This is a genomic window from Vibrio sp. Evd11 (assembly GCF_900382755.1).
Taxonomy (GTDB): Bacteria; Pseudomonadota; Gammaproteobacteria; order Enterobacterales; family Vibrionaceae; genus Vibrio; species Vibrio lentus.
The window spans coordinates 27,842-51,338 of the sequence record NZ_OSDX01000025.1 but is presented as its reverse complement, the minus strand read 5'-3'; the positions used below and the strand labels follow the sequence as shown (position 1 = coordinate 51,338).

At 44.7% G+C, this 23,497-nt stretch carries 23 protein-coding genes; 22 read left to right on the top strand and 1 reads right to left on the bottom strand.

Going from position 1 to position 23,497, the window contains the following annotated elements; all coding sequences use genetic code 11:
• Positions 1 to 15 precede the first annotated feature (15 nt).
• The 21 genes from trmJ to ED652_RS12515 all read left to right on the top strand — a co-directional run bounded on the left by trmJ (position 16) and on the right by ED652_RS12515 (position 20,078).
• Positions 16 to 744, top strand: a complete 729-nt coding sequence (gene trmJ, locus ED652_RS12615) for a tRNA (cytosine(32)/uridine(32)-2'-O)-methyltransferase TrmJ (RefSeq protein ID WP_017110475.1) — start codon at positions 16 to 18, stop codon at positions 742 to 744.
• A 116-nt stretch (positions 745 to 860) separates the two neighbouring features.
• The gene (gene iscR, locus ED652_RS12610) at positions 861 to 1,382 is read left to right on the top strand and encodes a Fe-S cluster assembly transcriptional regulator IscR (protein WP_017110474.1); all 522 of its coding nucleotides are present in this window, start codon (positions 861 to 863) and stop codon (positions 1,380 to 1,382) included.
• 27 nt (positions 1,383 to 1,409) lie between these two features.
• A complete protein-coding gene (locus ED652_RS12605; RefSeq protein WP_009848287.1) occupies positions 1,410 to 2,624 on the top strand; it encodes an IscS subfamily cysteine desulfurase in 1,215 nt (404 codons plus the stop codon).
• A gap of 33 nt (positions 2,625 to 2,657) precedes the next feature.
• Positions 2,658 to 3,035 (top strand): Fe-S cluster assembly scaffold IscU, encoded by a 378-nt coding sequence (iscU, locus tag ED652_RS12600; protein WP_004735094.1) that lies wholly within the window; start codon positions 2,658 to 2,660, stop codon positions 3,033 to 3,035.
• A gap of 103 nt (positions 3,036 to 3,138) precedes the next feature.
• Complete coding sequence (gene iscA / locus ED652_RS12595; protein WP_004735095.1) at positions 3,139 to 3,462, top strand: iron-sulfur cluster assembly protein IscA; 324 nt, start codon at positions 3,139 to 3,141, stop codon at positions 3,460 to 3,462.
• A gap of 80 nt (positions 3,463 to 3,542) precedes the next feature.
• Complete coding sequence (hscB, locus tag ED652_RS12590) at positions 3,543 to 4,058, top strand: co-chaperone HscB (RefSeq protein WP_102383545.1); 516 nt, start codon at positions 3,543 to 3,545, stop codon at positions 4,056 to 4,058.
• Between the two features lie 22 nt (positions 4,059 to 4,080).
• Positions 4,081 to 5,931 carry a Fe-S protein assembly chaperone HscA gene (gene hscA, locus ED652_RS12585; protein WP_065105026.1) on the top strand — a complete coding sequence of 617 codons (1,851 nt, stop codon included), beginning with the start codon at positions 4,081 to 4,083 and terminating at the stop codon, positions 5,929 to 5,931.
• A 20-nt stretch (positions 5,932 to 5,951) separates the two neighbouring features.
• A complete protein-coding gene (gene fdx, locus ED652_RS12580) occupies positions 5,952 to 6,290 on the top strand; it encodes an ISC system 2Fe-2S type ferredoxin (RefSeq protein WP_017098073.1) in 339 nt (112 codons plus the stop codon).
• Between the two features lie 117 nt (positions 6,291 to 6,407).
• The gene (gene iscX, locus ED652_RS12575) at positions 6,408 to 6,608 is read left to right on the top strand and encodes a Fe-S cluster assembly protein IscX (RefSeq protein WP_122055056.1); all 201 of its coding nucleotides are present in this window, start codon (positions 6,408 to 6,410) and stop codon (positions 6,606 to 6,608) included.
• A gap of 206 nt (positions 6,609 to 6,814) precedes the next feature.
• Complete coding sequence (gene pepB, locus ED652_RS12570; RefSeq protein WP_122055054.1) at positions 6,815 to 8,110, top strand: aminopeptidase PepB; 1,296 nt, start codon at positions 6,815 to 6,817, stop codon at positions 8,108 to 8,110.
• A 106-nt stretch (positions 8,111 to 8,216) separates the two neighbouring features.
• A complete protein-coding gene (gene ndk / locus ED652_RS12565; RefSeq protein WP_004735101.1) occupies positions 8,217 to 8,651 on the top strand; it encodes a nucleoside-diphosphate kinase in 435 nt (144 codons plus the stop codon).
• Positions 8,652 to 8,996: 345 nt separating this feature from the next.
• Positions 8,997 to 10,139 carry a bifunctional tRNA (adenosine(37)-C2)-methyltransferase TrmG/ribosomal RNA large subunit methyltransferase RlmN gene (locus tag ED652_RS12560; RefSeq protein ID WP_009848292.1) on the top strand — a complete coding sequence of 381 codons (1,143 nt, stop codon included), beginning with the start codon at positions 8,997 to 8,999 and terminating at the stop codon, positions 10,137 to 10,139.
• Positions 10,140 to 10,579: 440 nt separating this feature from the next.
• Positions 10,580 to 11,515 (top strand): cytoskeleton protein RodZ, encoded by a 936-nt coding sequence (gene rodZ, locus ED652_RS12555; protein WP_122055052.1) that lies wholly within the window; start codon positions 10,580 to 10,582, stop codon positions 11,513 to 11,515.
• Between the two features lie 7 nt (positions 11,516 to 11,522).
• Positions 11,523 to 12,644: a flavodoxin-dependent (E)-4-hydroxy-3-methylbut-2-enyl-diphosphate synthase gene (ispG, locus tag ED652_RS12550; RefSeq protein ID WP_009848294.1), complete on the top strand. Its 1,122-nt coding sequence runs from the start codon at positions 11,523 to 11,525 to the stop codon at positions 12,642 to 12,644.
• Positions 12,645 to 12,714: 70 nt separating this feature from the next.
• Entirely contained in the window at positions 12,715 to 13,983 is a 1,269-nt protein-coding gene (gene hisS / locus ED652_RS12545) for a histidine--tRNA ligase (protein WP_017106480.1), read from the top strand.
• 79 nt (positions 13,984 to 14,062) lie between these two features.
• A complete protein-coding gene (locus ED652_RS12540; RefSeq protein WP_017106479.1) occupies positions 14,063 to 14,677 on the top strand; it encodes a YfgM family protein in 615 nt (204 codons plus the stop codon).
• Between the two features lie 10 nt (positions 14,678 to 14,687).
• Complete coding sequence (bamB, locus tag ED652_RS12535; RefSeq protein ID WP_065105021.1) at positions 14,688 to 15,848, top strand: outer membrane protein assembly factor BamB; 1,161 nt, start codon at positions 14,688 to 14,690, stop codon at positions 15,846 to 15,848.
• Positions 15,849 to 16,006: 158 nt separating this feature from the next.
• Entirely contained in the window at positions 16,007 to 17,488 is a 1,482-nt protein-coding gene (gene der / locus ED652_RS12530; protein ID WP_017106477.1) for a ribosome biogenesis GTPase Der, read from the top strand.
• A gap of 133 nt (positions 17,489 to 17,621) precedes the next feature.
• Complete coding sequence (locus ED652_RS12525; RefSeq protein WP_122055051.1) at positions 17,622 to 18,524, top strand: alanyl-tRNA editing protein; 903 nt, start codon at positions 17,622 to 17,624, stop codon at positions 18,522 to 18,524.
• A gap of 288 nt (positions 18,525 to 18,812) precedes the next feature.
• The gene (locus ED652_RS12520; protein WP_122055049.1) at positions 18,813 to 19,814 is read left to right on the top strand and encodes a sensor domain-containing diguanylate cyclase; all 1,002 of its coding nucleotides are present in this window, start codon (positions 18,813 to 18,815) and stop codon (positions 19,812 to 19,814) included.
• A gap of 36 nt (positions 19,815 to 19,850) precedes the next feature.
• Entirely contained in the window at positions 19,851 to 20,078 is a 228-nt protein-coding gene (locus ED652_RS12515) for a zinc ribbon domain-containing protein (RefSeq protein WP_017106474.1), read from the top strand.
• Between the two features lie 89 nt (positions 20,079 to 20,167).
• Here ED652_RS12515 and xseA read toward each other — a convergent pair whose 3' ends face one another.
• Entirely contained in the window at positions 20,168 to 21,514 is a 1,347-nt protein-coding gene (xseA, locus tag ED652_RS12510; protein WP_122055048.1) for an exodeoxyribonuclease VII large subunit, read from the bottom strand.
• A gap of 269 nt (positions 21,515 to 21,783) precedes the next feature.
• On the opposite strand from xseA, the gene guaB reads away from it, so the two are divergent.
• Positions 21,784 to 23,247, top strand: a complete 1,464-nt coding sequence (gene guaB / locus ED652_RS12505; protein WP_004735127.1) for an IMP dehydrogenase — start codon at positions 21,784 to 21,786, stop codon at positions 23,245 to 23,247.
• Positions 23,248 to 23,497: the final 250 nt, after the last annotated feature.

Sequence of the window (23,497 nt, the reverse complement as noted above, 5' to 3'; positions counted from 1 at the left end):
GTGGTGTCATATAGCATGTTAGACAATGTAAAAGTCGTTCTGGTTGGTACGTCTCATTCGGGAAATATCGGATCAGCAGCTCGCGCAATGAAAGTGATGGGTTTGAGTCAATTGGTTCTTGTCGATCCTCAATGTGAAGTTGACGAGCAGACCTTAGCACTGGCAGCGGGTGCAGGTGACATCGCAGAAAATGCGACGATTGTTTCTACACTGGATGAAGCAGTAAAAGACTGTGGTTTGGTGGTAGGTTCGAGTGCGCGTTCACGTACGCTTGAATGGCCAATGCTTGAGCCGCGTGAATGTGGTGAAAAGTTTGCAGTTGAAGGTCAAAAACACCCTGTAGCATTAGTCTTCGGCCGTGAACGAACTGGTCTAACAAATGATGAACTGCAAAAGTGTCATTATCATGTGTGTATTCCTGCAAACCCTGAATACAGTTCACTGAACCTAGCAATGGCGGTACAAACGCTGAGCTATGAAGTTCGTGTGGCACACCTTGATATGGTTGCTAGCCAATATCAGCCGCAGCAACAAGATGACTATCCTCGTCACGAAGAACTAGAAATGTTCTACGAACACCTTGAAAAAGTGATCATCGATACCCAATTTATCTCTAAGGACAAGCCAGGTCAGGTGATGAACAAGCTACGTCGCCTATTCAGCCGAGCTCGTCCAGAACTACAAGAGATCAATACTCTACGCGGTATTTTGACCTCTATTGAGAAGAGTAATAAAGACAAATAAAGCCCATGCAATAGGTAGGGGTGAATACCTGACTAAAATAGTCAACTAAATACTTGACCAATTTGGTCGGGTATGGGAAAATTCCAACCACATAAACAATGTGGATACGGTGTGATATGAAACTTACATCTAAAGGAAGATATGCGGTAACAGCTATGCTAGATGTAGCACTGCATTCGCAAAAAAGCCCAGTTCCTCTGGCTGACATTTCAGAGCGACAGGGTATTTCGTTATCTTACTTAGAACAGCTATTTTCTAAGTTACGTAAAGCTGGCTTAGTTGCTAGTGTTCGTGGTCCTGGTGGTGGTTACCGCCTAGGTGCTGAAGCGGGCGACATCGCTGTCGGAACTGTGATTGCTGCAGTTGACGAATCAGTCGACGCAACTAAGTGTCACGGTAGAGCAGATTGCCAAGGTGGTAGTCGTTGTTTAACTCACACTTTATGGCGTGATTTAAGCTCCCGTATTAGCAGCTTCTTAAATGACATTACGCTCGGTGAGCTAATGAAAGATAACGAAGTTTTACAGATTTCTGATCGTCAAGATATTGATCTTGCGGTTAATAATGGTTTTGCACAAAAAAATACGAGCACTACAACGATTAGTGCAGCACCTCACGGTGTTAATGCCCGCTCTTAGCGGTCAGTTTTTACATTGGAGTAGAAAATGAAACTGCCTATTTACTTTGACTATTCAGCTACATGTCCAGTCGATCCACGTGTTGCTGAAAAGATGGTTCAGTGTATGACGATGGATGGTAACTTCGGTAACCCTGCGTCTCGTTCACACCGTTATGGCTGGCAGGCAGAAGAATCAGTAGATAATGCTCGTGAGCAAATTGCCGATCTACTAAATGCAGACCCACGTGAGATTGTTTTCACGTCAGGCGCTACTGAGTCAGATAACCTTGCTATCAAAGGTGCAGCGCACTTTTACGAGAAGAAAGGTAAGCACGTAATCACGTGCAAAACAGAACACAAAGCGGTTCTTGATCCATGTCGCCAACTAGAGCGTGAAGGTTTTGAGGTTACATACCTTGAGCCAGAAGCAAACGGCATCATTGATCTAGACAAGCTACAAGCTGCAATGCGTGAAGATACTGTCCTAGTTTCTATCATGCACGTAAACAACGAGATTGGTGTAATCCAAGATATCGGTGCAATCGGCGAATTATGTCGTGCACGCAAGATCATCTTCCACGTTGATGCGGCGCAGTCTGCGGGTAAAATCCCACTAGACGTAAAAGAGATGAAAGTTGATCTTATCTCTATGTCTGCACACAAAGCATACGGCCCTAAAGGCATCGGCGCTTTGTACGTTCGTCGTAAGCCACGTATTCGCCTTGAAGCGCAAATGCACGGTGGCGGTCATGAACGTGGTTTCCGTTCTGGTACGCTTGCTACTCACCAAATCGTGGGTATGGGTGAAGCGTTTGCTATCGCTAAGCAAGATATGCAGAAAGATTACGATCACGCACTAGCACTTCGTGAGCGCCTATTGAAAGGTGTTCAAGATCTAGAAGCAGTAACCGTAAACGGCGACTTAGACCAACGTGTACCACACAACCTAAACGTGAGCTTCGCTTTCGTTGAAGGTGAGTCTCTGCTTATGTCTCTAAAAGACCTAGCAGTATCATCGGGTTCAGCATGTACATCAGCAAGCCTAGAGCCTTCATACGTTCTACGTGCTCTTGGTCTAAACGATGAACTGGCACACAGCTCAGTACGTTTCTCATTCGGCCGTTTCACAACGGAAGAAGAAATCGACTACGCGATTGCTCAAATCCGTGTAGCGGTAAACAAATTACGCGACATGTCTCCTCTATGGGATATGTATAAAGAAGGGATTGATTTGAACACTGTTGAGTGGGCTCATCACTAATCTCACGGAAATAGAGGATTCGAGGTAACTATCATGGCATATAGCGAAAAAGTAATTGATCACTACGAAAACCCACGTAACGTAGGTTCGTTTGATAAAGAAGACCCAAGTGTAGGTAGCGGTATGGTTGGCGCACCGGCTTGTGGTGACGTAATGAAACTGCAAATCAAAGTATCTGCAGAAGGCATTATCGAAGACGCAAAATTCAAGACTTACGGTTGCGGTAGCGCAATCGCTTCTAGCTCACTGGTTACAGAGTGGGTTAAAGGTAAAAGTATTGATGAAGCAGCTGCTATTAAAAACTCTGAAATCGCAGAAGAGCTTGAGTTGCCACCAGTGAAAGTTCACTGTTCAATTCTTGCTGAAGATGCAATCAAAGCAGCGGTTGCGGATTACAAAAAGAAGCACTAATCGCTTCAATACCGTAATTACGTCGACAAAATAAGTAATATTTGGGAGCACCCTTTGTGCTCCCACCTGAGTTCTCAATTTATATAAAACACAAGGTTGTAGTATGGCCATCACCATGACAGATACGGCAGCAAGCCGAGTTCAAGCTTTCCTAGATAACCGTGGTAAAGGTCTCGGGTTACGCTTAGCAGTAAAAACTACTGGCTGTTCGGGTATGGCGTATGTGCTGGAATTCGTTGACGAGCTCAACGAAGAAGACGAAGTGTTTGAGCACTCAGGTGTGAAGGTCATCATTGATCCAAAGAGCCTAGTATACCTAGACGGTACTGAGCTTGATTATGTAAAAGAAGGCCTAAACGAAGGTTTTGAATTCAACAACCCGAACGCGAAAGGCGAATGTGGTTGTGGTGAGAGCTTCAATGTTTAAACGCTTAAATCGTTAAGCGTTGTAAGCGAAGAATAAAATTAGGCTCTGAATAAAGAGCCTAAACTTAGGACCACCTTTACATGAATCATTTCGAATTATTTGGGCTACCACTTCAGTTTCAACTGGATGGTAGCCTTCTTTCTTCTCAGTTTAGAGATCTGCAACGCCAATTCCATCCTGATAAATTTGCGGTAGCTTCTGAGCGTGATCGCTTATTAGCCGTGCAAAAAGCGGCACAAATCAACGATGCGTATCAGGTATTGAAGAATCCAATCAGCCGAGCGGAATACCTGTTGGTTCAACACGGAGAAGACATTCGTGGTGAACAACAAACCATGCAAGATCCGATGTTCCTGATGGAGCAAATGGAACTGCGTGAAGAGCTGGAAGATATCGCAGACAGTTCTGATCCTGAAGATGCGCTATTTGCATTTGAAGGCAAGGTTAGCAAAATGTATAAACAACAATTAAGTGCTATCCAACAAGAACTCGAAAGCGAAGCTTGGCTAGAAGCTGCAGACCGAGTAAGAAAGCTTAAGTTTATTGCAAAATTAAAGAATGAAATCGAATTAGTTGAAGATCGTTTGATCGGCTAGTTTGTATAACAAGGACACATCCATGGCACTACTTCAGATTGCAGAACCAGGGCAAAGCGCCGCTCCTCACCAGCACAAGCTTGCTGTGGGTATTGATTTAGGTACAACAAACTCGTTGGTTGCTGCAGTACGCAGTGGCGAGGCGAGCACACTCGTTGATCAACAAGGTCGAAGCATTTTACCTTCAGTTGTTCACTACCAGTCGGAATCTTATACGACTGGCGATGAAGCTCGTGCTAACGCGCAGACTGACCCTAAAAATACCATTATCTCAGTTAAGCGATTAATTGGTCGCTCACTGTCGGATATTCAACAGCGATACCCGTCTCTGCCATATCAGTTTGAAGAAAGTGATAATGGTCTACCTGTGATACGTACAGAACAAGGCAACAAGAACCCAATCCAGGTTTCTGCTGATATTCTACGAGCGCTTGGCCAACGTGCTGAGTCTACGTTAGGCGGTGAATTATCTGGTGCCGTGATTACGGTTCCTGCGTATTTTGATGATGCACAGCGTGCGGGTACAAAAGACGCGGCTCAACTTGCTGGCCTTCACGTGTTACGTCTTCTTAATGAACCTACTGCGGCAGCGATTGCTTACGGTTTGGATTCAGGCAAAGAAGGGGTGATTGCGGTTTATGATCTTGGCGGTGGCACGTTTGATATCTCTATCTTACGCCTGTCTAAAGGTGTTTTTGAAGTATTAGCAACTGGTGGCGACTCTGCATTAGGCGGAGACGACTTTGACCACTTGATCGCAGAACATTTCCAAGAGCAAATGGGCTTATCAGAGCTAACTGCAGAACAGAATCGTATTCTTCTAGATGCAGCAACAGAAGCGAAGATTGGCTTATCTGAAGCTGAAAGCGTTAATGTTGAAGTGTTGGGTTGGGCTGGTTCATTAACTCGTGAAGAGTTTGAAGACATCATTAAGCCACTTGTTAAGAAAACACTGCTTTCATGTCGTCGTGCATTGAAAGATGCCGAAGTTGACGCGGATGATGTTCTAGAAGTCGTGATGGTCGGCGGTTCAACTCGTACATTGCTTGTACGTGAAATGGTAGGTGACTTTTTTGGTCGTACGCCATTAACCAGCATTAACCCAGATGAAGTGGTTGCGATTGGCGCCTCTATCCAAGCGGATATTTTAGTCGGCAACAAGCCTGACTCTGAAATGCTGCTGCTTGATGTTATTCCTCTTTCCCTAGGTATCGAAACGATGGGTGGCTTGGTCGAAAAGATCATTCCACGCAATACCACGATCCCTGTTGCTCGCGCACAAGAATTTACCACGTTCAAAGACGGTCAAACTGCAATGACAGTACACACGGTACAAGGTGAACGTGAGATGGTTGATGACTGTCGTTCATTGGCTCGTTTTGCTCTGAAAGGCATTCCACCAATGGCGGCTGGTGCGGCGCATATTCGTGTGACTTACCAAGTAGATGCTGATGGCCTGCTATCGGTGACTGCTATGGAGAAGAGCACAGGTGTTCAAGCTGAAATTCAGGTTAAACCGTCTTACGGCTTAAGCGATAATGAAGTGGCGAGCATGCTGAAAGATTCGATGACGTTTGCTAAAGAAGACATGCAAGCACGTGCTCTAGCTGAACAACGTGTAGAAGCAGATCGTGTTATCGAAGGTCTTATTGCAGCAATGCAAGCTGATGGCGATGAGCTGCTTGATGAGCAAGAAAAGCAGCATCTTCTGCAAGCTATTGAAGCACTGATTGAAGTGCGTAATGGCGAAAGTGCTGATGCCATCGAACTAGAAATTAAGAATACCGACAAAGCGAGCCAAGACTTTGCTTCTCGTCGTATGGATAAATCAATTCGAGCTGCACTGTCAGGTCAGTCAGTCGATAATATTTAATAGTTAGAGAATAGATAAACATGCCAAAGATTATTGTTTTACCTCACGAAGATCTATGTCCAGAAGGCGCTGTTTTAGAAGCAAAAACTGGTGAGACGGTTCTTGATGTTGCATTGAAGGCCGGTATTGGTATTGAACACGCATGTGAGAAGTCGTGTGCATGTACTACATGTCACGTCGTGATTCGTGAAGGTTTCGACTCATTAGAAGAGAGTGATGACCTAGAAGACGACATGCTAGATAAAGCATGGGGCTTAGAGATGGAATCTCGCCTTGGTTGCCAAGCTAAAGTAGCTGATTCGGATCTTGTTGTAGAGATTCCAAAGTACACGTTGAACTTAGCTTCTGAAGAGCATTAAGCACTCAGCTTCTGAAGAGCATTAAGAATTCAGCTCGACTAAACGTGTTAGTAAAACTGGCATAGAATACAAATCATGAAGATGATAAATCGTCGCTGATAAATATAAGGAAGTGTTATGAGCTTGAAATGGATTGATTCGCGAGATATTGCGATTGAGCTATGTGATTTATACCCTGAGACTGATCCTAAAACCGTACGTTTTACGGACTTGCATCAATGGGTGTTAGATCTTGAATATTTTGATGATGAGCCGAATCACTCGAATGAGAAAATTCTAGAGGCCATTATTTTATGCTGGATGGATGAGATGGACTAACCCTCTTGTTCTATAATTTGGCTGTTGGTTGGAATTTATCCAATATAAACACAGCCAAGTTAACAATTCTTACTAAAAAAAGCGGACCTTATGGTCCGTTTTTTTATCAAAATGACATTTTACTTCTACATAATGCTAACATCAGAGCGCTAATAAAAAATAATCAGAATCACTCACTCAACGTGGTTCAAAGACAAGGAGAAATCATGTCTACACAGATGTCAGTATTTTTAAGTCAAGAAGCTGCCCAGCCTCAGTGGGGAGCAAGAGCTATCTTATCGTTTTCGGAAGCGGGAGCGACAATTCACATTGGTGAAGGCCACGATTTAGGTGCGGTTCAACGTGCTGGTCGTACGCTTGACGGACAAGGTATCGCATTGGTTGCACTTAGCGGTGAAGGTTGGGATCTAGAAAGTGTTTGGGCTTTTTACCAAGGCTACCGTGGACCAAAGAAAAAGAATGCATTGGAGTGGGATGCTCTAGCTGAAGCTGATCAAGTTGAATTAGAAGCACGTATCCGCGCGACAGATTGGACGCGTGACATCATCAATAAAACGGCTGAAGAAGTTGCCCCTCGTCAATTAGCGACAATGGCAGCTGAATACATCAAGTCAGTGGCACCAGCAGGCACTGTTAAAGCAAAAATCGTTAAAGACAAAGATCTCCTAACTGAAGGTTGGGAAGGCATCTACGCGGTAGGTCGCGGCTCTGAACGTACTTCTGCAATGCTTCAACTGGACTTCAACCCTACCGGCGACGAAGACGCACCTGTATTTGCTTGTCTAGTTGGTAAAGGTATCACTTTCGACTCAGGCGGTTACAGCATCAAGCCAGGTCAATTCATGACAGCAATGAAGGCTGACATGGGCGGCGCAGCAACTATTACGGGTGGTTTAGGTCTAGCGATTGAACGCGGCCTGAACAAGCGTATTAAGCTTATTCTATGTTGTGCAGAGAACATGATCTCTGGTCGCGCATTGAAGCTTGGTGACATCATTACTTACAAAAATGGTAAGACTGTCGAGATCATGAATACCGATGCTGAAGGTCGTTTAGTTTTAGCTGATGGCCTGATGTTCGCAAGCGCTCAGAATCCAGAGTTGATCATCGACTGTGCAACGCTAACTGGCGCGGCTAAAAATGCATTAGGTAACGACTACCACGCACTATTGAGCTTCGATGATGAGTTATCTCATCAAGCACTAACAGCTGCAAACCAAGAGAAAGAAGGCCTATGGCCATTGCCTCTTGCTGACTTCCACCGTGGTATGTTGCCTTCAAACTTTGCTGATCTTTCAAATATCAGCTCTGGTGATTACACACCGGGTGCAAGTACAGCTGCTGCGTTCCTTTCTTACTTTGTAGATGACTACAAAAAAGGTTGGATTCACATGGACTGCGCGGGTACTTACCGTAAGTCATCAAGTGATAAGTGGGCTGCAGGCGCGACTGGTATGGGTGTTCGTACACTGGCTCGTCTTCTTATCGACCAAGCAAAATAATAATAAGAGTGAGCGGTATTTCGATACCGCTTATTCATAAACTTAGATCGAATGATCTTAGTAATTTCAGTATTTAATAACAAAAAAATGAAGTGAAGGAATCCCTATGGCTCTAGAAAGAACGTTCTCAATTGTTAAGCCGGATGCAGTTAAGCGTAACCTTGTCGGTGAAATCTACCACCGCATTGAAAAAGCTGGCCTACAGATTATTGCAGCTAAAATGGTTTCTCTTACAGAAGCGCAAGCAAGTGGCTTCTACGCAGAACATGAAGGTAAAGAGTTCTTTGGACCACTAAAAGAGTTCATGACTTCTGGTCCTATCATGGTTCAAGTACTTGAAGGCGAAAATGCGATCGCTCGTTACCGTGAACTAATGGGTAAAACTAACCCAGAAGAAGCGGCATGCGGCACTATCCGTGCTGACTACGCAATCAGCATGCGTTACAACTCAGTACACGGCAGCGATAGCCCTGAGTCTGCGGCTCGTGAAATCGAATTCTTCTTCCCAGAATCTGAAATTTGCCCGCGTCCAGCTGAATAAGCAGGCAACAGCAAGTATCAATAAAGGCTTCACTTCGGTGAAGCCTTTTTCTTTTCTGGTGAGGTCTAGTGTTATTTCGGTAGTGACGAGGAAAGTGGTGGGAGTCTCAGTGTGCTGTCGGAGATTCCAGATACCTCGTTCCTCCGTTCTGGAATGACGGGGAACTTTGGAGCCACAATCTCGCTGTGAATTGGCCAAACTTAAGCAGGTAAGTTTGACTGTGTAAATTTTAATCACTTAAGTTTGAATGTCTTAGTAAACACAAGGTTTTACAGTGCTTGTTGAAGTTGCGTAAAGGCTGTACAATTCGCGCCCTTAATTATTGTTCCGTCATTGAGAGGCATCATGACCACAGCTAAAGTCAATCTACTCGATTTTGATCGTAAAGGTCTTCGTAAATTTTTCACAGAAGAACTGAATGAGAAAGCGTTTCGAGCAGAGCAAGTGATGAAGTGGATTTATCACTTCGGTGTCGATGACTTCGAACAAATGAACAACATCAACAAAAAATTACGCGAGAAACTGCTGCATCGCTGTGAGATTGTTGCACCTATCGTTTCTGAAGCTCAGCACTCTGCGGATGGCACCATTAAATGGGCTATGAGCGTTGGTGACCAAGACGTTGAAACGGTATACATCCCAGATGGTGACCGCGCGACGCTATGTGTATCTTCGCAAGTCGGTTGTGCGCTTGAATGTAAATTCTGCTCTACGGCTCAACAAGGCTTCAACCGTAACCTGAAAGTTTCAGAGATCGTTGGTCAAATCTGGCGTGCTGCACGTGAAATCGGTTTAGAGAAAGAAACGGGTCGTCGTCCAATTACTAACGTCGTAATGATGGGTATGGGTGAGCCTCTGCTTAACATGAAGAACCTAATTCCATCATTAGAGCTGATGCTTGATGATCTGGGTTTCTCACTGTCTAAGCGTCGTGTGACAGTATCAACATCCGGTGTTGTTTCTGGTCTTGATCAGATGACAGATAACATCGATGTCGCTCTGGCTATTTCTCTACACGCACCAAACGATGCACTACGTAGCCAAATCATGCCAATCAACGATCGTTGGGATATCCAAGATTTCCTAGCATCGGTTCGTCGCTACATTGCTTCTTCAAATGCTAACCGCGGTAAAGTAACGGTTGAGTACGTGCTATTGGATCATGTGAATGATGATATGGACCACGCTCGTGAACTTGCTGAGCTAATGAAAGATACGCCTTGTAAGATCAACTTGATTCCATTTAACCCTTATCCGGGTTCGCCTTACAAGAAGCCAAGCAACTCTCGTATTGATCGCTTCCAAAAAACGCTGATGGAATACAACTACACAGTAACGGTTCGTAAAACTCGTGGTGATGATATTGATGCCGCATGTGGCCAGCTGGTTGGTGATGTTATTGATAGAACCAAGCGTACTAAAATGCTGAAAGCTGCCTCTGAAGCGAACTTAATCGCAGGTGATGTGATTCAAGTAAAAGCGGTTTAAATACCATTTAGAACGAAACAAGCCAGAAGGATTCCTTCTGGCTTGTTGCTTTTCTGGAAGGTGAATTTCCAATAATTGGATTTTTTCCCCACGCTTTCTTACATTTTTCGTTAAATTTTGGACAAAACCATGAGCTGACGGTAAATTTTGTCGAAAGTGTTTTTGCCTTGTAATGGCATTAGCTTATGATTAAATAATCTTAAATTAATTTAAGTGCTCGCTTGTTACCCGATAATCGTCAATGTGTCTATTTAGGTTGGCTACTTGATAAACTAGCTTCCTGAGAAAATCGCTCACCAACAGCGTGTGGTTTTCTACTTTAAGGGTTGATGAACTGGGTTGCAGGAAAAATTCCACATAGTAGGTTGTAAGATTGAGCTTAAACGAAAATAAAAAATGCTCTCATCAACCTGCGATAATACTTTAGAAGTTCACTCTCTATGAACACAGAACACGAAACACAAACACAAACGAATGAAACCGTCGCTCCAGCAATTGAAGCGGGAACGCTGCTTAAAAATAAACGAGAATCTCTTGGTTTAACACAAAAGCAGATCTCTGATCGCTTGAAGTTGCGCGTTACGCTTATTCAGCAAATTGAAGAAAACCAGTTTGAATCAGATCAAGTGGCTACGTTTATGCGCGGCTACATTCGCTCATACGCGAAATACGTCAATCTTGACGAAAAGGTCGTATTGAGTGCGCTTCATCATGCCGGTGATGCTCAACATCAAGAACAAGAAATGCTGAGCTTTTCTCGTAAGACAAAAACAGAGAAGCACAACAGCCGTATTATGATCCTCACATGGAGCATCTTTGCTGTGATAGCGGGTATCTCATCACTTTGGTGGTGGCAGAACCAACAGCAAGACACCCTATCTCAATCTCTAGTCAACACTGAAAGCTCAGAAGAGCTAGTGGTAGAAGAGTCGCTTGATCCTGAGTTGACTTCGTTAGAAGTGATTGAAGCTGAGCAAAACACAGAGACATCTCCTGTTACTGAAAATTCTGATGACCTTCTTGCTGTAGTGAGTGCTGCTGAAGCCTCAGAGAATGTCGAGCAAATAGAACAGACACAAGACGTTGCAGAGGTTACCCCTGTAGCGGCTGAATCAGAGACAGTGACGCCTGAACCTGTAGCCAACGAACTAGTGATGCAGTTTTCTGCAGACTGTTGGATCCAAGTTAAAGATGCGGCAGGCAAGACTTTGTCTACTGGTATCAAAAAAGCAGGTCAGACACTCAATCTTTCAGGAACTGCGCCATACAAAGTGATTCTAGGTGCGCCAGAGGGCGTATCAATGACATTTGCAAGTGAACCCGTTGACCTTTCTGGGTATACTTCAGGCAAAGTAGCTAGAATAACCTTACCTTAGAGTTTATATGCAACACGAATCTCCTATTATTCGTCGCAAATCAACCCGTATTTATGTGGGTGATGTGCCGATCGGTGATGGTGCACCAATTGCTGTGCAATCCATGACCAACACAAGAACAACTGATGTCGCTGCGACCGTTGCTCAAATTAGAGCTTTGGAAAAAGTTGGCGCTGATATCGTTCGCGTATCTGTACCGACTATGGATGCCGCTGAAGCATTTAAGCTAATCAAGCAGCAGGTTTCTGTTCCTTTGGTGGCTGACATTCACTTCGACTACCGTATTGCCCTTAAAGTGGCAGAGTACGGTGTTGACTGTCTGCGTATTAACCCAGGTAACATCGGTAACGAAAGCCGCATTCGCTCTGTTGTGGATTGTGCTCGTGATATGAATATCCCGATTCGTATTGGTGTTAACGGCGGTTCTCTTGAAAAAGAGATCCAAGAGAAATACACAGAGCCTACAGCAGAAGCGCTTGTTGAATCTGCAATGCGTCATGTCGATATCCTAGACCGTTTGAACTTTGATCAATTTAAAGTCAGCGTTAAGGCTTCTGATGTATTCCTAGCCGTCGGTTCTTACCGTTTGCTGGCTAAGCAGATTGATCAACCTTTACATCTTGGTATTACCGAAGCGGGTGGTGCGCGTGCGGGTTCTGTGAAATCAGCGGTAGGTTTGGGCATGCTTCTTTCTGAAGGTATCGGCGATACGTTGCGTATTTCGCTCGCGGCTGATCCTGTTGAAGAGATCAAAGTAGGCTTTGATATTCTTAAATCTTTGCGCATTCGCTCGCGTGGCATCAACTTCATTGCGTGCCCGAGCTGTTCTCGTCAAGAGTTCGATGTTATTAACACCGTTAATGCTCTTGAAGAGCGCTTAGAAGACGTTATTACTCCAATGGATGTATCAATCATCGGTTGTGTGGTTAACGGCCCAGGTGAAGCTGAAGTGTCTCACTTAGGTTTGGCTGGTAGTGCACGTAAGAGTGCCTTCTATGAAGACGGTAAGCGTCAGAAAGAGCGCTTCGACAACGATGACCTTGTCGACAAACTTGAAGCTAAGATTCGTGCAAAAGCGTCAGTGCTTGATAAAGCAAATCGCATTGATGTAGAAAACTTAGAAGATTAATACAACGCGATGGGGTGTGATTGTCTATTCGCACTAACACCTGGTCGTGAGAAATTACGGAATAAATACTGTGGCTAAAAATATCCAAGCAATTCGAGGCATGAACGACTGCCTTCCAACTCAATCACCACTGTGGCAGAAAGTAGAAAGCGCAGTTAAAAACGTGGTGAGCGCATACGGTTACAACGAAGTACGTATGCCTATCGTTGAAGAAACAAATCTATTTAGCCGTGCGGTTGGTGAAGAAACTGACGTTGTTTCTAAAGAGATGTACACCTTTGATGACCGCAATGGCGATAGCCTAACGCTGCGTCCAGAAGGCACTGCAGGTTGTGTACGTTCATGCATTCAAAACAGCCTTATCAACCGTGATGAACAGCGCCTATGGTACATGGGTCCAATGTTCCGTCACGAGCGTCCTCAAAAAGGTCGTTACCGTCAATTCCACCAATGTGGTGTTGAAGTGTTTGGCCTAGACGGTCCAGACGTTGACGCTGAACTGATTATGATGACTGCACGTCTATGGCGTGAGCTAGGCATCGACAAACACGTTCGCCTAGAACTGAACTCAATCGGTTCTCAAGAAGACCGCGTAAGCTACCGCACTGCGTTAGTGGCGTTCCTTGAGCAACACATCGATGTGCTTGATGAAGATTGTAAACGTCGCATGCACACTAACCCTTTACGTGTACTTGATACTAAGAACCCGGATGTTCAAGCGATCCTAGGTGACGCACCTCGACTATCTGAATATTTAGGTGAAGAATCAAAGCAACATTTTGCTGGTTTGTGTGAACTTCTTGACGCTGTTGGTATCGAATACCAAGTTAACGAGCGTCTAGTTCGTGGTTTAGATTACTACAACCGCACAGTATTTGAGTGGATTACTGACAGCCTAGGTGCGCAAGGTACAGTATGTGGCGGCGGCCGTTACGATGGTCTTGTTGAGCAACTAGGCGGCAAAGCAACTAATGCGGTTGGTTTTGCAATGGGTCTAGAGCGTCTAGTTCTTATGATGGAAACGCTAGAACTTACAGAAGTTCGTCGTAGCGTTGACGTATATATGGTTGCTGCTGGCGAAGGTACTATGATCGCGGGCATGCAGTTAGCGAATCAATTGCGCGACACCGTTAAAGGCGTACGCGTGATGAACCACTTCGGTGGTGGTAGCTTCAAGAAGCAATTTAAACGTGCTGACAAAGTAGGTGCTGTTGTAGCACTTGTACTTGGTGAGAACGAAGTTGCTGATAATACAGTTGTGCTAAAAGATTTGGTTGGCGGTGTGCAAGAAACCGTGTCTCAAACGGAAGTTGCAGAGAAAGTAGCTGCGCTAATCTAGTTAGCCATTGAGCAAACGCTCATCATGAATATTAACGTCAGCACTATGCTGGCGTTTAAAGAATTAAAGAGGACAGGAAGTGGAACTTTACGATAGCGAAGAGCAACAAGTTGAAGCCATTAAAGATTGGTGGAAAGAGAACGGTAAAGCCGTAATCTTTGGTGCGGTTATTGGTTTAGGTGGTCTATTCGGTTGGCGCTATTACCAAGATTCAGTCGTTGAAGCGCGTGAAGCAGCTTCAGAAAGCTACACCTCTGTAATTTCAGCTCTTGATACTAAGGGCGTTGATGCTCAATCTGATATTCAAGCTTTCATCGACGCAAACAAAGACGCTGAATACTCTGTTCTTGCTGCTATGCAATTAGCTAAAGCACAAGTTCAAGCGGGTGACCTTGCAGCAGCACTTGAACAGCTTGAGTGGGCAAAATCGGCAACTAAGGACGCGGCATTAGCGCCACTACTTACTTACCGTGTTGCTCGTATCAAAGCTGAGCAAGGTGAATTTGACGCAGCATTGACTGATCTTGAAGCGATGACTGACGAATCTTGGAAAGGCCGTGTTGCTGAACTACGTGGTGATATCTCACTTCGTAAAGGCGACACTGATGCAGCTTACAGTGCTTACTCTGAAGCTCAACAAGCTGCTGATGCGAGCCAAACGCTTCAAATCAAACTTGACGACCTAGCTAAATAAGGCGCTTTGAATGAAGAAGATGTTTCCAAAAGCGGCGTTGTGTGCGATTGCTCTTGGCCTGTTAGCGGGTTGTGCGGGTGAAGAAGACACCGTCATCATGGCTCCAGTACCAACAGTAAACAGCGAGTTCACTCCTAAGCAGGAATGGTCTACGTCGGTTGGTGATGGTGTTGGTCATTACTTTTCAAAATTAACGCCAGAGCTTGCTTACGACAAAGTGTTTGTTGCAAGTCGCGAAGGTATTGTTAAAGCGCTTGATCCTGAAACGGGTAAAAAGTTGTGGGAAACCGATCTTGAAAAAGATGTGCTCGCACGCTTATCAGGTGGCCTAACAGCGGCTTACGGCAAAGTGTTCTTAGGCTCTGAAAATGGCGAAGTGATCGCGTTAGACGAATCGACCGGTGAAGAACTGTGGCGCGTACCAGTGAACGGTGAGGTGCTTGCATCCCCTGCGACTGAAAGCAACATGGTATTGGTTCATACGAGCCGTGGCATGATGATCGCTTTAGATCAAGAAAGCGGCGAACAGAAGTGGACGATTAGCACTGAAGTTCCAAGTTTAACACTGCGCGGCGATAGCTCTCCTGTTGCTGTTTCTGGTGGTGTTTTCTGGGGTACGGCAAATGGTCGTTTAGCCGCAGCTATCGTTGATCGTGGTCAGCTGATTTGGCAACAGCCAGTAGGTACGCCAAAAGGCGCAACGGAAATTGACCGCTTGGTTGATGTTGATGCGTCTCCGATTGTTCTTGGCGGCACCTTGTATACCGTTGGTATCAATGGTCAGTTAATTGCTATCGATCTTCGTTCTGGTAAGCCAGTTTGGAAGCGTAACTACTCGTCTGCGATTGATTTAGCGAGCGATGGCAGCCGTTTGTTTGTAGTAACAGACAAAGACCATGTGGTTGCGGTAGATGCGCGTAGCGGTACTGAGCTATGGAGCACGCCACTGCTAGAAAACCGCTTACTGACAGCACCTGCTATTATTAACGGTTATGTAGTCGTGGGTGATACAGAAGGTTATCTACACTGGTTAGATCGTTCATCGGGTGAGTTCGTTGCCCAGCAGTTAGTTGATGATAGCGGCTTTGCGGTTGCGCCAATTGAGCTACCTGAAGGCTACTTAGTGACGACTCGCAATGGCGATGTAAAGAAACTAACGATTAGCCAATAAAAGCGTGATACAATTCACAGTCGGCTCCTGGTTGGTAACAGCTAGGAGCCGTTTTGTTGTTATAAATTAATAAACCATGTGGTTATAGGTAAGAGTTTAAACTTGCGAACAAGTGCTTACCTATAACTACATTTAGAGAAGAAATTGTAGAGGTTGTTATGGTACCTGTTGTTGCTCTAGTAGGGCGTCCGAACGTAGGTAAATCTACGTTATTTAACCGATTGACTCGAACTCGTGATGCATTGGTTGCGGATTTCCCTGGCTTAACGCGTGACCGTAAATACGGCCATGCTCATTTTAGTGAGCATGACTTTATTGTTATCGACACTGGTGGTATCGACGGTACCGAAGAAGGTGTTGAAACTAAAATGGCTGAACAGTCGCTAGCGGCGATTGATGAAGCTGACGTCGTTCTGTTTATGGTAGATGGCCGTGCTGGTCTAACACCTTCAGACGTGGCGATTGCTAAGCACCTTCGCCAACTAGAAAAGCCTTCAATGCTAGTAGTAAACAAGGTTGATGGTATCGACCCTGATGCTGCAAGTGCTGACTTCTGGCAGCTAGGCGTTGAAGACATGTATCAAATCGCAGCGGCACACGGTCGTGGTGTAACCGCATTGATTGACCTTGCACTTAACCCATTCGCTGAAGCTTTAAAAGCTGAGAATGGTGAAGTAAGCGATTTGACTGAGTTTGAAGACGAAGAAGAAGAGCAAGTTGATTTCACTGAAGAAGAAGCGGAAGAAGAATTCCAGCGTCTTCAAGATCAACCAATCAAGCTAGCGATCATTGGTCGTCCGAACGTAGGTAAATCAACACTAACTAACCGTATTCTTGGTGAAGAACGTGTTGTTGTTTACGATATGCCTGGTACGACTCGTGACTCTATCTACATTCCAATGCAGCGTGATGAGCGTGAATACGTTCTGATTGATACTGCGGGTGTTCGTCGTCGTAAGAACATCAATGAAACGGTAGAGAAGTTCTCTGTAGTTAAAACACTGAAAGCGATCGAAGACGCTAACGTTGTTTTATTGCTGATTGATGCTCGCGAGAATATCTCGGATCAAGATTTAAGCTTGTTAGGCTTTGCGTTGAATGCTGGTCGTTCAATCGTGATTGCAGTAAACAAGTGGGACGGTCTAGACAGCGATGTAAAAGAACACGTTAAGAAAGAACTAGACCGCCGTTTAGGTTTCGTTGATTTCGCACGTATTCACTTTATTTCTGCACTTCATGGCACAGGTGTTGGTCACTTGTTTGAATCTGTTCAAGAAGCTTACAAGTCAGCGACAACACGTGTTGGTACTTCTGTTCTGACTCGTATCATGAAAATGGCAACGGATGATCACCAACCGCCTATGGTTCGTGGCCGTCGTGTGAAACTTAAATACGCGCACGCTGGTGGCTATAACCCACCTATTATCGTTATCCACGGTAACCAAGTTCGTAACTTGCCAGATTCGTACAAACGATTCCTAATGAACTACTACCGTCGTTCGCTAGAGATCATGGGTACACCGATTCGCATTCAATTCCAGAACAGCGAAAACCCGTTTGAAGCGAAAACAAACAAGCTAACGATTTCTCAGGAACGCAAACGTAAGCGTATGATGAGCATGATGAAAGGCCGTAAATAACCCTTTCTAATCGATTTGATACCCGAGCCTGTCTCGGGTATTTTTTTAAGCAAAATTTACGTTAAGCCATAGCCTCACATTCTCACATCATTATGGGTTAGCGAATTAGACTCGATTTCAAAAGAAGAACATTATGAGCACTAGCGATTTGATTACATCCGCACAAGCAATCACACCAACCATCACTCAATTCTGTCATCAGGCTTGGCAGCTAAATGCCAAAGCGCTATATGTTGAAAGCGATAACAGTAAAACCTACTTGATCACTGATGTGACGCCTTTTCATCCTGTTAGTCATATTTGGCCAGATCACCCTGCAGACCAAGGCTTTGTGAATGTTGGTGACGTGCAATATCCCGTTGAAGACTGTCTTGTTGGTGCAATAGAACAATCTACTAGCAATTTTCATATCGCAGCAGATATCCCTGTTAAGCGTGATGCGGAAGGGTGGGCGTTTGTGGTTGTTCACCAACTACCGGCATCAGCTTCTATGATTAATATTGGCGATGAAGTTGAGTTGTCGGTTGATAAAGAATACCAAGCAAGCTTGAGCCGTGGGCACAGTGCTGGTCATATCGCTTTCTTAGCGTTGAATAAAGTACTGGCTGAGAGTTACTGGCGCAAAGATGCGGACAGAAAAGATCCGCTTGGTAGTTACGACTTCAATAGCTACGCGCAAGTCACCAGCTTTGTGACCCCAGAACTATGTACCGACAAGTATCGTTTGGGCAAAACCTTGAAGAAACGCGGCTTGAACGTCGCAGACATGCTAGCAAACCTTGATGGCATTGAAGTCGACATCAATCAAATGATTGCAGGCTGGCTAGCAGAGCCGACGCCAGTCGCGATGAGGCTGGAAGGCGAGGCATTAACAGACTCTCGTTACTGGGAATGGCAGCTCAATGCAGACACTCTCGTGTCTATTCCGTGTGGTGGTACTCACATTGAGAATACGTCAGAGCTTAAAGCATTATCGGTTAAGTTAACCCAGTTAGATGACCAGAATATTGAAATGCTGACGCATGTAATTCGATGATTTAGACTATAGATCGAAATGGCTTGTGCTGTTTTTTTGTTTTTATATGTCACTTTTAATATAAATGACTATTTAAAATTGAAATGCAGCACATGTAACTTATGCTTTCGGTGTGTGGTGATATAAATATTCTTTTTGGGGTAGATCGCTGATCAAAATAGATAAAGCGAAAGATCAACCTATGATCTTCGATTGTGTGTTGTGGTTATTTAGTGTGTTATTATTAACCAATAGCAAGCTTGTATAAGAACAAGCCGTACCTAATTACACAATTGAAAGCTTTAGTGAATGGAACAAAAATTTTTATTAGAAGGCCACCGAGCAGTCAACAGTTTGCTTCGGAAGCTTGCTCTTGGGATGGATCGTAAAGATTTAAATCATAAGATCATTCAGCTTACCGAGCAGCTTTTCGGGCAGCGCATGGCTTCAATTTTACTGCTCAACTCAGAGTCAAAGACTTTGCACCTTGAATATGCTCCGAACCTACCTGATTTTTATAATCAGCAAATAGAAGGGGTGGGGATTGGTGTGGGAATTGGTTCTTGTGGAGAGGCGGCGGCACTCAAGAAAGCCGTTATGGTTTCAGACATCAATAGACACCCTAATTGGGTTCCTTTCCTACCTCTGACCAATCAAGCTAATCTTCATGCGTGTTGGTCAGTACCAATCATCTCCTCACATGGACACGTGCTAGGTACCTTCGCGATTTACAGCCAGTACATCTCTGAACCCCATGAATTTGAACTCGAAATCCTAGAGTTATTGGCTTCACTGTATTCGGTCGCATTGGAGAAATATGAGTTAGAGAATCAACTTAACTTTTTTGCTCATCATGATTCCCTTACTCATTGTTTGAATCGCCGCGCACTGTTGAGTGAAGCTGAAAACGTACTGGCAAAGCGATGTTTTGGTGACAAGGTTATGGCGTGTCTGTTTGTCGATGTCGATAAATTCAAATCAATTAATGACACCTATGGTCACAGCTTTGGTGATGGCGTATTGCTCGCTGTTGCAAAGGTTTTGGATGAAGCCACCTCGTCATGTGCCAAAATTGGTCGCTATGGCGGTGATGAATTTGTGGTGTTCTCTTGTTTTGACTCTGAAGAAAGCGTTGTTAGCTTTTATCACAGCTTAGAAAGAACCTTGGAACAAGCGCTCTATATCAACGATATTCAGTTCGCAGTCAGTGTTGGGCTCTCTTGTGAAAAAGATCCTGAGTCATTAGAAACCTTGATCGCACAAGCTGATAAGAACATGTACCAAATCAAGCAAGCGAAGTCTCAGCAGTAGTAGATTGTAAAAAAAGTAGTGAATTAGGAAATGCTAATGAGTGAAAATATCTGCCCTAAGTGCCAGTCAGAGCTAGCTTGGGATGGCAAGTATCACTGTGAAAGTTGTCAGGCACACTTTACTAAAGTTGGGTTTTGCCCTGAGTGCAACAGCCAACTTGAGAAGCTTCAAGCCTGCGGTGCGGCGAGCTATTTTTGTAATGGTGATTGCAACGAGTTGAAGTCTAAGTCGAGAGTGAAATTCGAATTCCAACCAGCTGAATAGCCTTGAACTATTTGGTTTGAACGACTATCGGTGATGTTATACCAGAGACTCAATACTAAAGTGTGGGGTCTTTTTTGTATCTGATGAAACTAAAGCTCACTCTTACCAACTCTTGTTGTCACTTGCGATTCAATCACACCATCTTCTACTTGAGTGGTAATCACTTCGCCCACCTCAACATCGTTAATCGATGACACCGTCTTGCTCGATGCGGAATGGGTAATGCTGTAGCCACGCTTTAGCGTTGCCAGTGGACTGACGGTTTCTAACTTCTCTGCAGCCATGGCTAGCTGGTGGCGAGTCGTTAGTAATGTCTTGTCCATTGCATCCAACAGCTTTTGCTCTGAACGTTGCAGATGCAGTTTCTGTTCGCCAAGGCGTTTTACTGGCGAGTTCAGCTGAAGCTGGTGCTGCTTACGCTCAACACGCTGTGCATGCTGCTTTAAGTATTGAGTCATACCACGACGCAAACGCATGTCTAAGTCATCAAGCTGCTGACTCTGCTTTTGCAGTTGGTAGCTCGGATGTTGTTTCTCTAAGCGGTATTTCAACGTTTGAGTTGATTGCGCTTGTTTGATTAACACATGACGAATCGCACTTACTAAACGAGCACGTTTAGAGGCATAAGCTTGCTCTTTATGACTGTTGTCACGGCTAACCAATTCAGCGGCTGCTGATGGCGTTGGAGCGCGCATATCTGCGACGAAATCGGCGATAGTGACATCAACTTCGTGGCCAACTGCGCTGATAATCGGGATCTGACTTGCTGCAATTGTGCGAGCAACGATCTCGTTATTGAAACACCATAAGTCCTCTAATGAACCGCCTCCACGACCCACGATCAACACATCACACTCGTTGCGCTCATTGGCACGTCCAATCGCTTGTGCAATCTGAATAGCCGCTTCTTCGCCCTGAACCATGGTTGGGTAAACCACAACAGGCAATGAAGGATCGCGTCTTTTCAGTACATCGAGAATATCGAAGAGGGCTGCGCCTGTTTTAGAGGTGATGACACCAACGCATTTAGGATGTTCTGGAAGAATTTGTTTACTCGATTGAGCAAATAGCCCTTCTGCAGCGAGGTTCATCTTCAGCTTTTCAAATTCTTGCTGAAGCTTACCATCGCCTTCTGGCTGAATGCTTTCGATGATGAGTTGATAGTCACCACGCGGCTCATAAAGAGACAGACGTGCTTTGACTAAAACTTGATTACCGTTCTGGGGTTTAAAAGTCACACGACGGTTATTGCCACGAAACATGGCGCACTTAACTTGAGCGCGAGAGTCTTTAAGTGTGAGGTACCAGTGACCAGATACAGGTGCAGAGAAGTTTGAGATTTCACCAACGAGCCAGACTATTCCCATTTCGTTTTCTAATAGGAGACGAACCTCTGAGTTGAGGCGAGAAACAGTAAAGATGTTTGGATTAGTCATAGAAGCTCTATCTTTCCTTGAAGGAAGGTCTTTCTTGGAATCTCACAGGGCGTGAGTATGGAAGATAGCGGCAATATAATACATAGCAAGGGGGTAAATGCAAATTAAAAATACAAAAATGTGTAGCCAAGCGATTTCGTTGGCCGTATAATCCGTCCGCAATATCTAATCCAAATGCAGTTTGATTTTCCTTAATTGGCTGCCCTCATTAGGCGAAACGATGAGATTGGATTGTTTCTTTTTACTCCTATTATTGTGAGATATTGCAAATGCTAAGAATTGCCAAAGAAGCGCTGACATTCGACGACGTACTGCTAGTGCCAGCACACTCCACCGTTCTCCCTAATACAGCTGATCTTCGCACTCAGCTGACGAAGAATATTTCCCTAAACATCCCAATGATCTCTGCATCGATGGACACTGTGACAGAAGCTCGCCTAGCGATTGCACTGGCACAAGAAGGCGGAATAGGCTTCATTCATAAGAACATGTCTATTGAACAGCAAGCTGAAATGGTTCGCCAGGTTAAAATTTACGAAGCAGGTGTGGTTTCTCACCCTGTGACTGTAAACCCTGACGCGACAATCGCTGATGTTGTAGCTCTTACTCAAAAACACGGCTTCGCCGGTTTCCCTGTTGTTACTGAAACAAACGAACTTGTTGGTATTATTACTGGCCGTGACGTTCGCTTTGTGACTGACCTTTCTAAGAAAGTTGACGTAGTAATGACGCCTAAAGCTCGCCTTGCTTCTGTTAAAGAAGGTGCAACTCGTGAAGAAGTTCAAGAGAAAATGCACGAAGCGCGTGTTGAAAAAGTTCTTGTTGTAAATGATGACTTCCAACTAACAGGAATGATCACTGCAAAAGATTTCCACAAAGCAGAACGTAAACCAAACGCTTGTAAAGATGAGCGCGGCAGCCTACGTGTAGGTGCAGCTGTTGGTGCTGGTGCTGGTAACGAAGAGCGCGTTGCTGCTCTTGTTGAAGCTGGCGTAGACGTTCTACTTATCGACTCTTCACACGGTCACTCTGAAGGCGTACTTAACCGTATCCGTGATACGCGTGCTGCATACCCTGATCTACAAATCATCGGTGGTAACGTAGCAACTGGCGCTGGCGCTCGTGCTCTTATCGAAGCGGGTGTTAGTGCGGTTAAAGTAGGTATCGGCCCGGGTTCAATCTGTACTACTCGTATCGTTACTGGTGTTGGTGTTCCTCAAGTAACAGCAATTGCAGACGCAGCTGAAGTAGCAAACGAATACGGTATTCCAGTAATCGCAGATGGCGGCATCCGCTTCTCTGGCGATATCTGTAAAGCTATCGTTGCTGGCGCATCTTGTGTGATGGTTGGTTCAATGTTCGCGGGTACTGAAGAAGCACCGGGTGAAGTTATCCTTTACAACGGTCGTTCTTACAAGTCTTACCGTGGTATGGGTTCTCTTGGCGCTATGTCTCAAGGTTCTTCTGACCGTTACTTCCAATCTGACAACGCTGCAGACAAGCTTGTTCCAGAAGGTATTGAAGGTCGTATCGCATACAAAGGTCGTCTAAAAGAGATCGTTCACCAACAGATGGGCGGTCTACGTTCAAGCATGGGCCTAACGGGTTCTGCAACTGTTGAAGACATGCGTACTAAAGCTGAGTTTGTTCGTATCTCTGGTGCGGGCATGAAAGAATCTCACGTACACGATGTTCAAATCACGAAAGAAGCACCTAACTACCGTTTAGGTTAATAATACGTCCAAACGTTTGAATAATGTGCTGATTTAGTCGGCACATTATATACCAATCGTAGTAAATAACTGGTCATCCTAGCTTGTTAAAAACCTCGATAACTTCGTTAGAATTTTTGATTGTAGAATAACTACTTATCAGAAAATCCTGCCTTGTTTTCAAGCTTTTTTCCTGCGCTATTCCTGAACACTTACTTACTGTGATTGGTATTATATCTAAAGCCTGTTTTGTTGAACGTATGATTTTTGC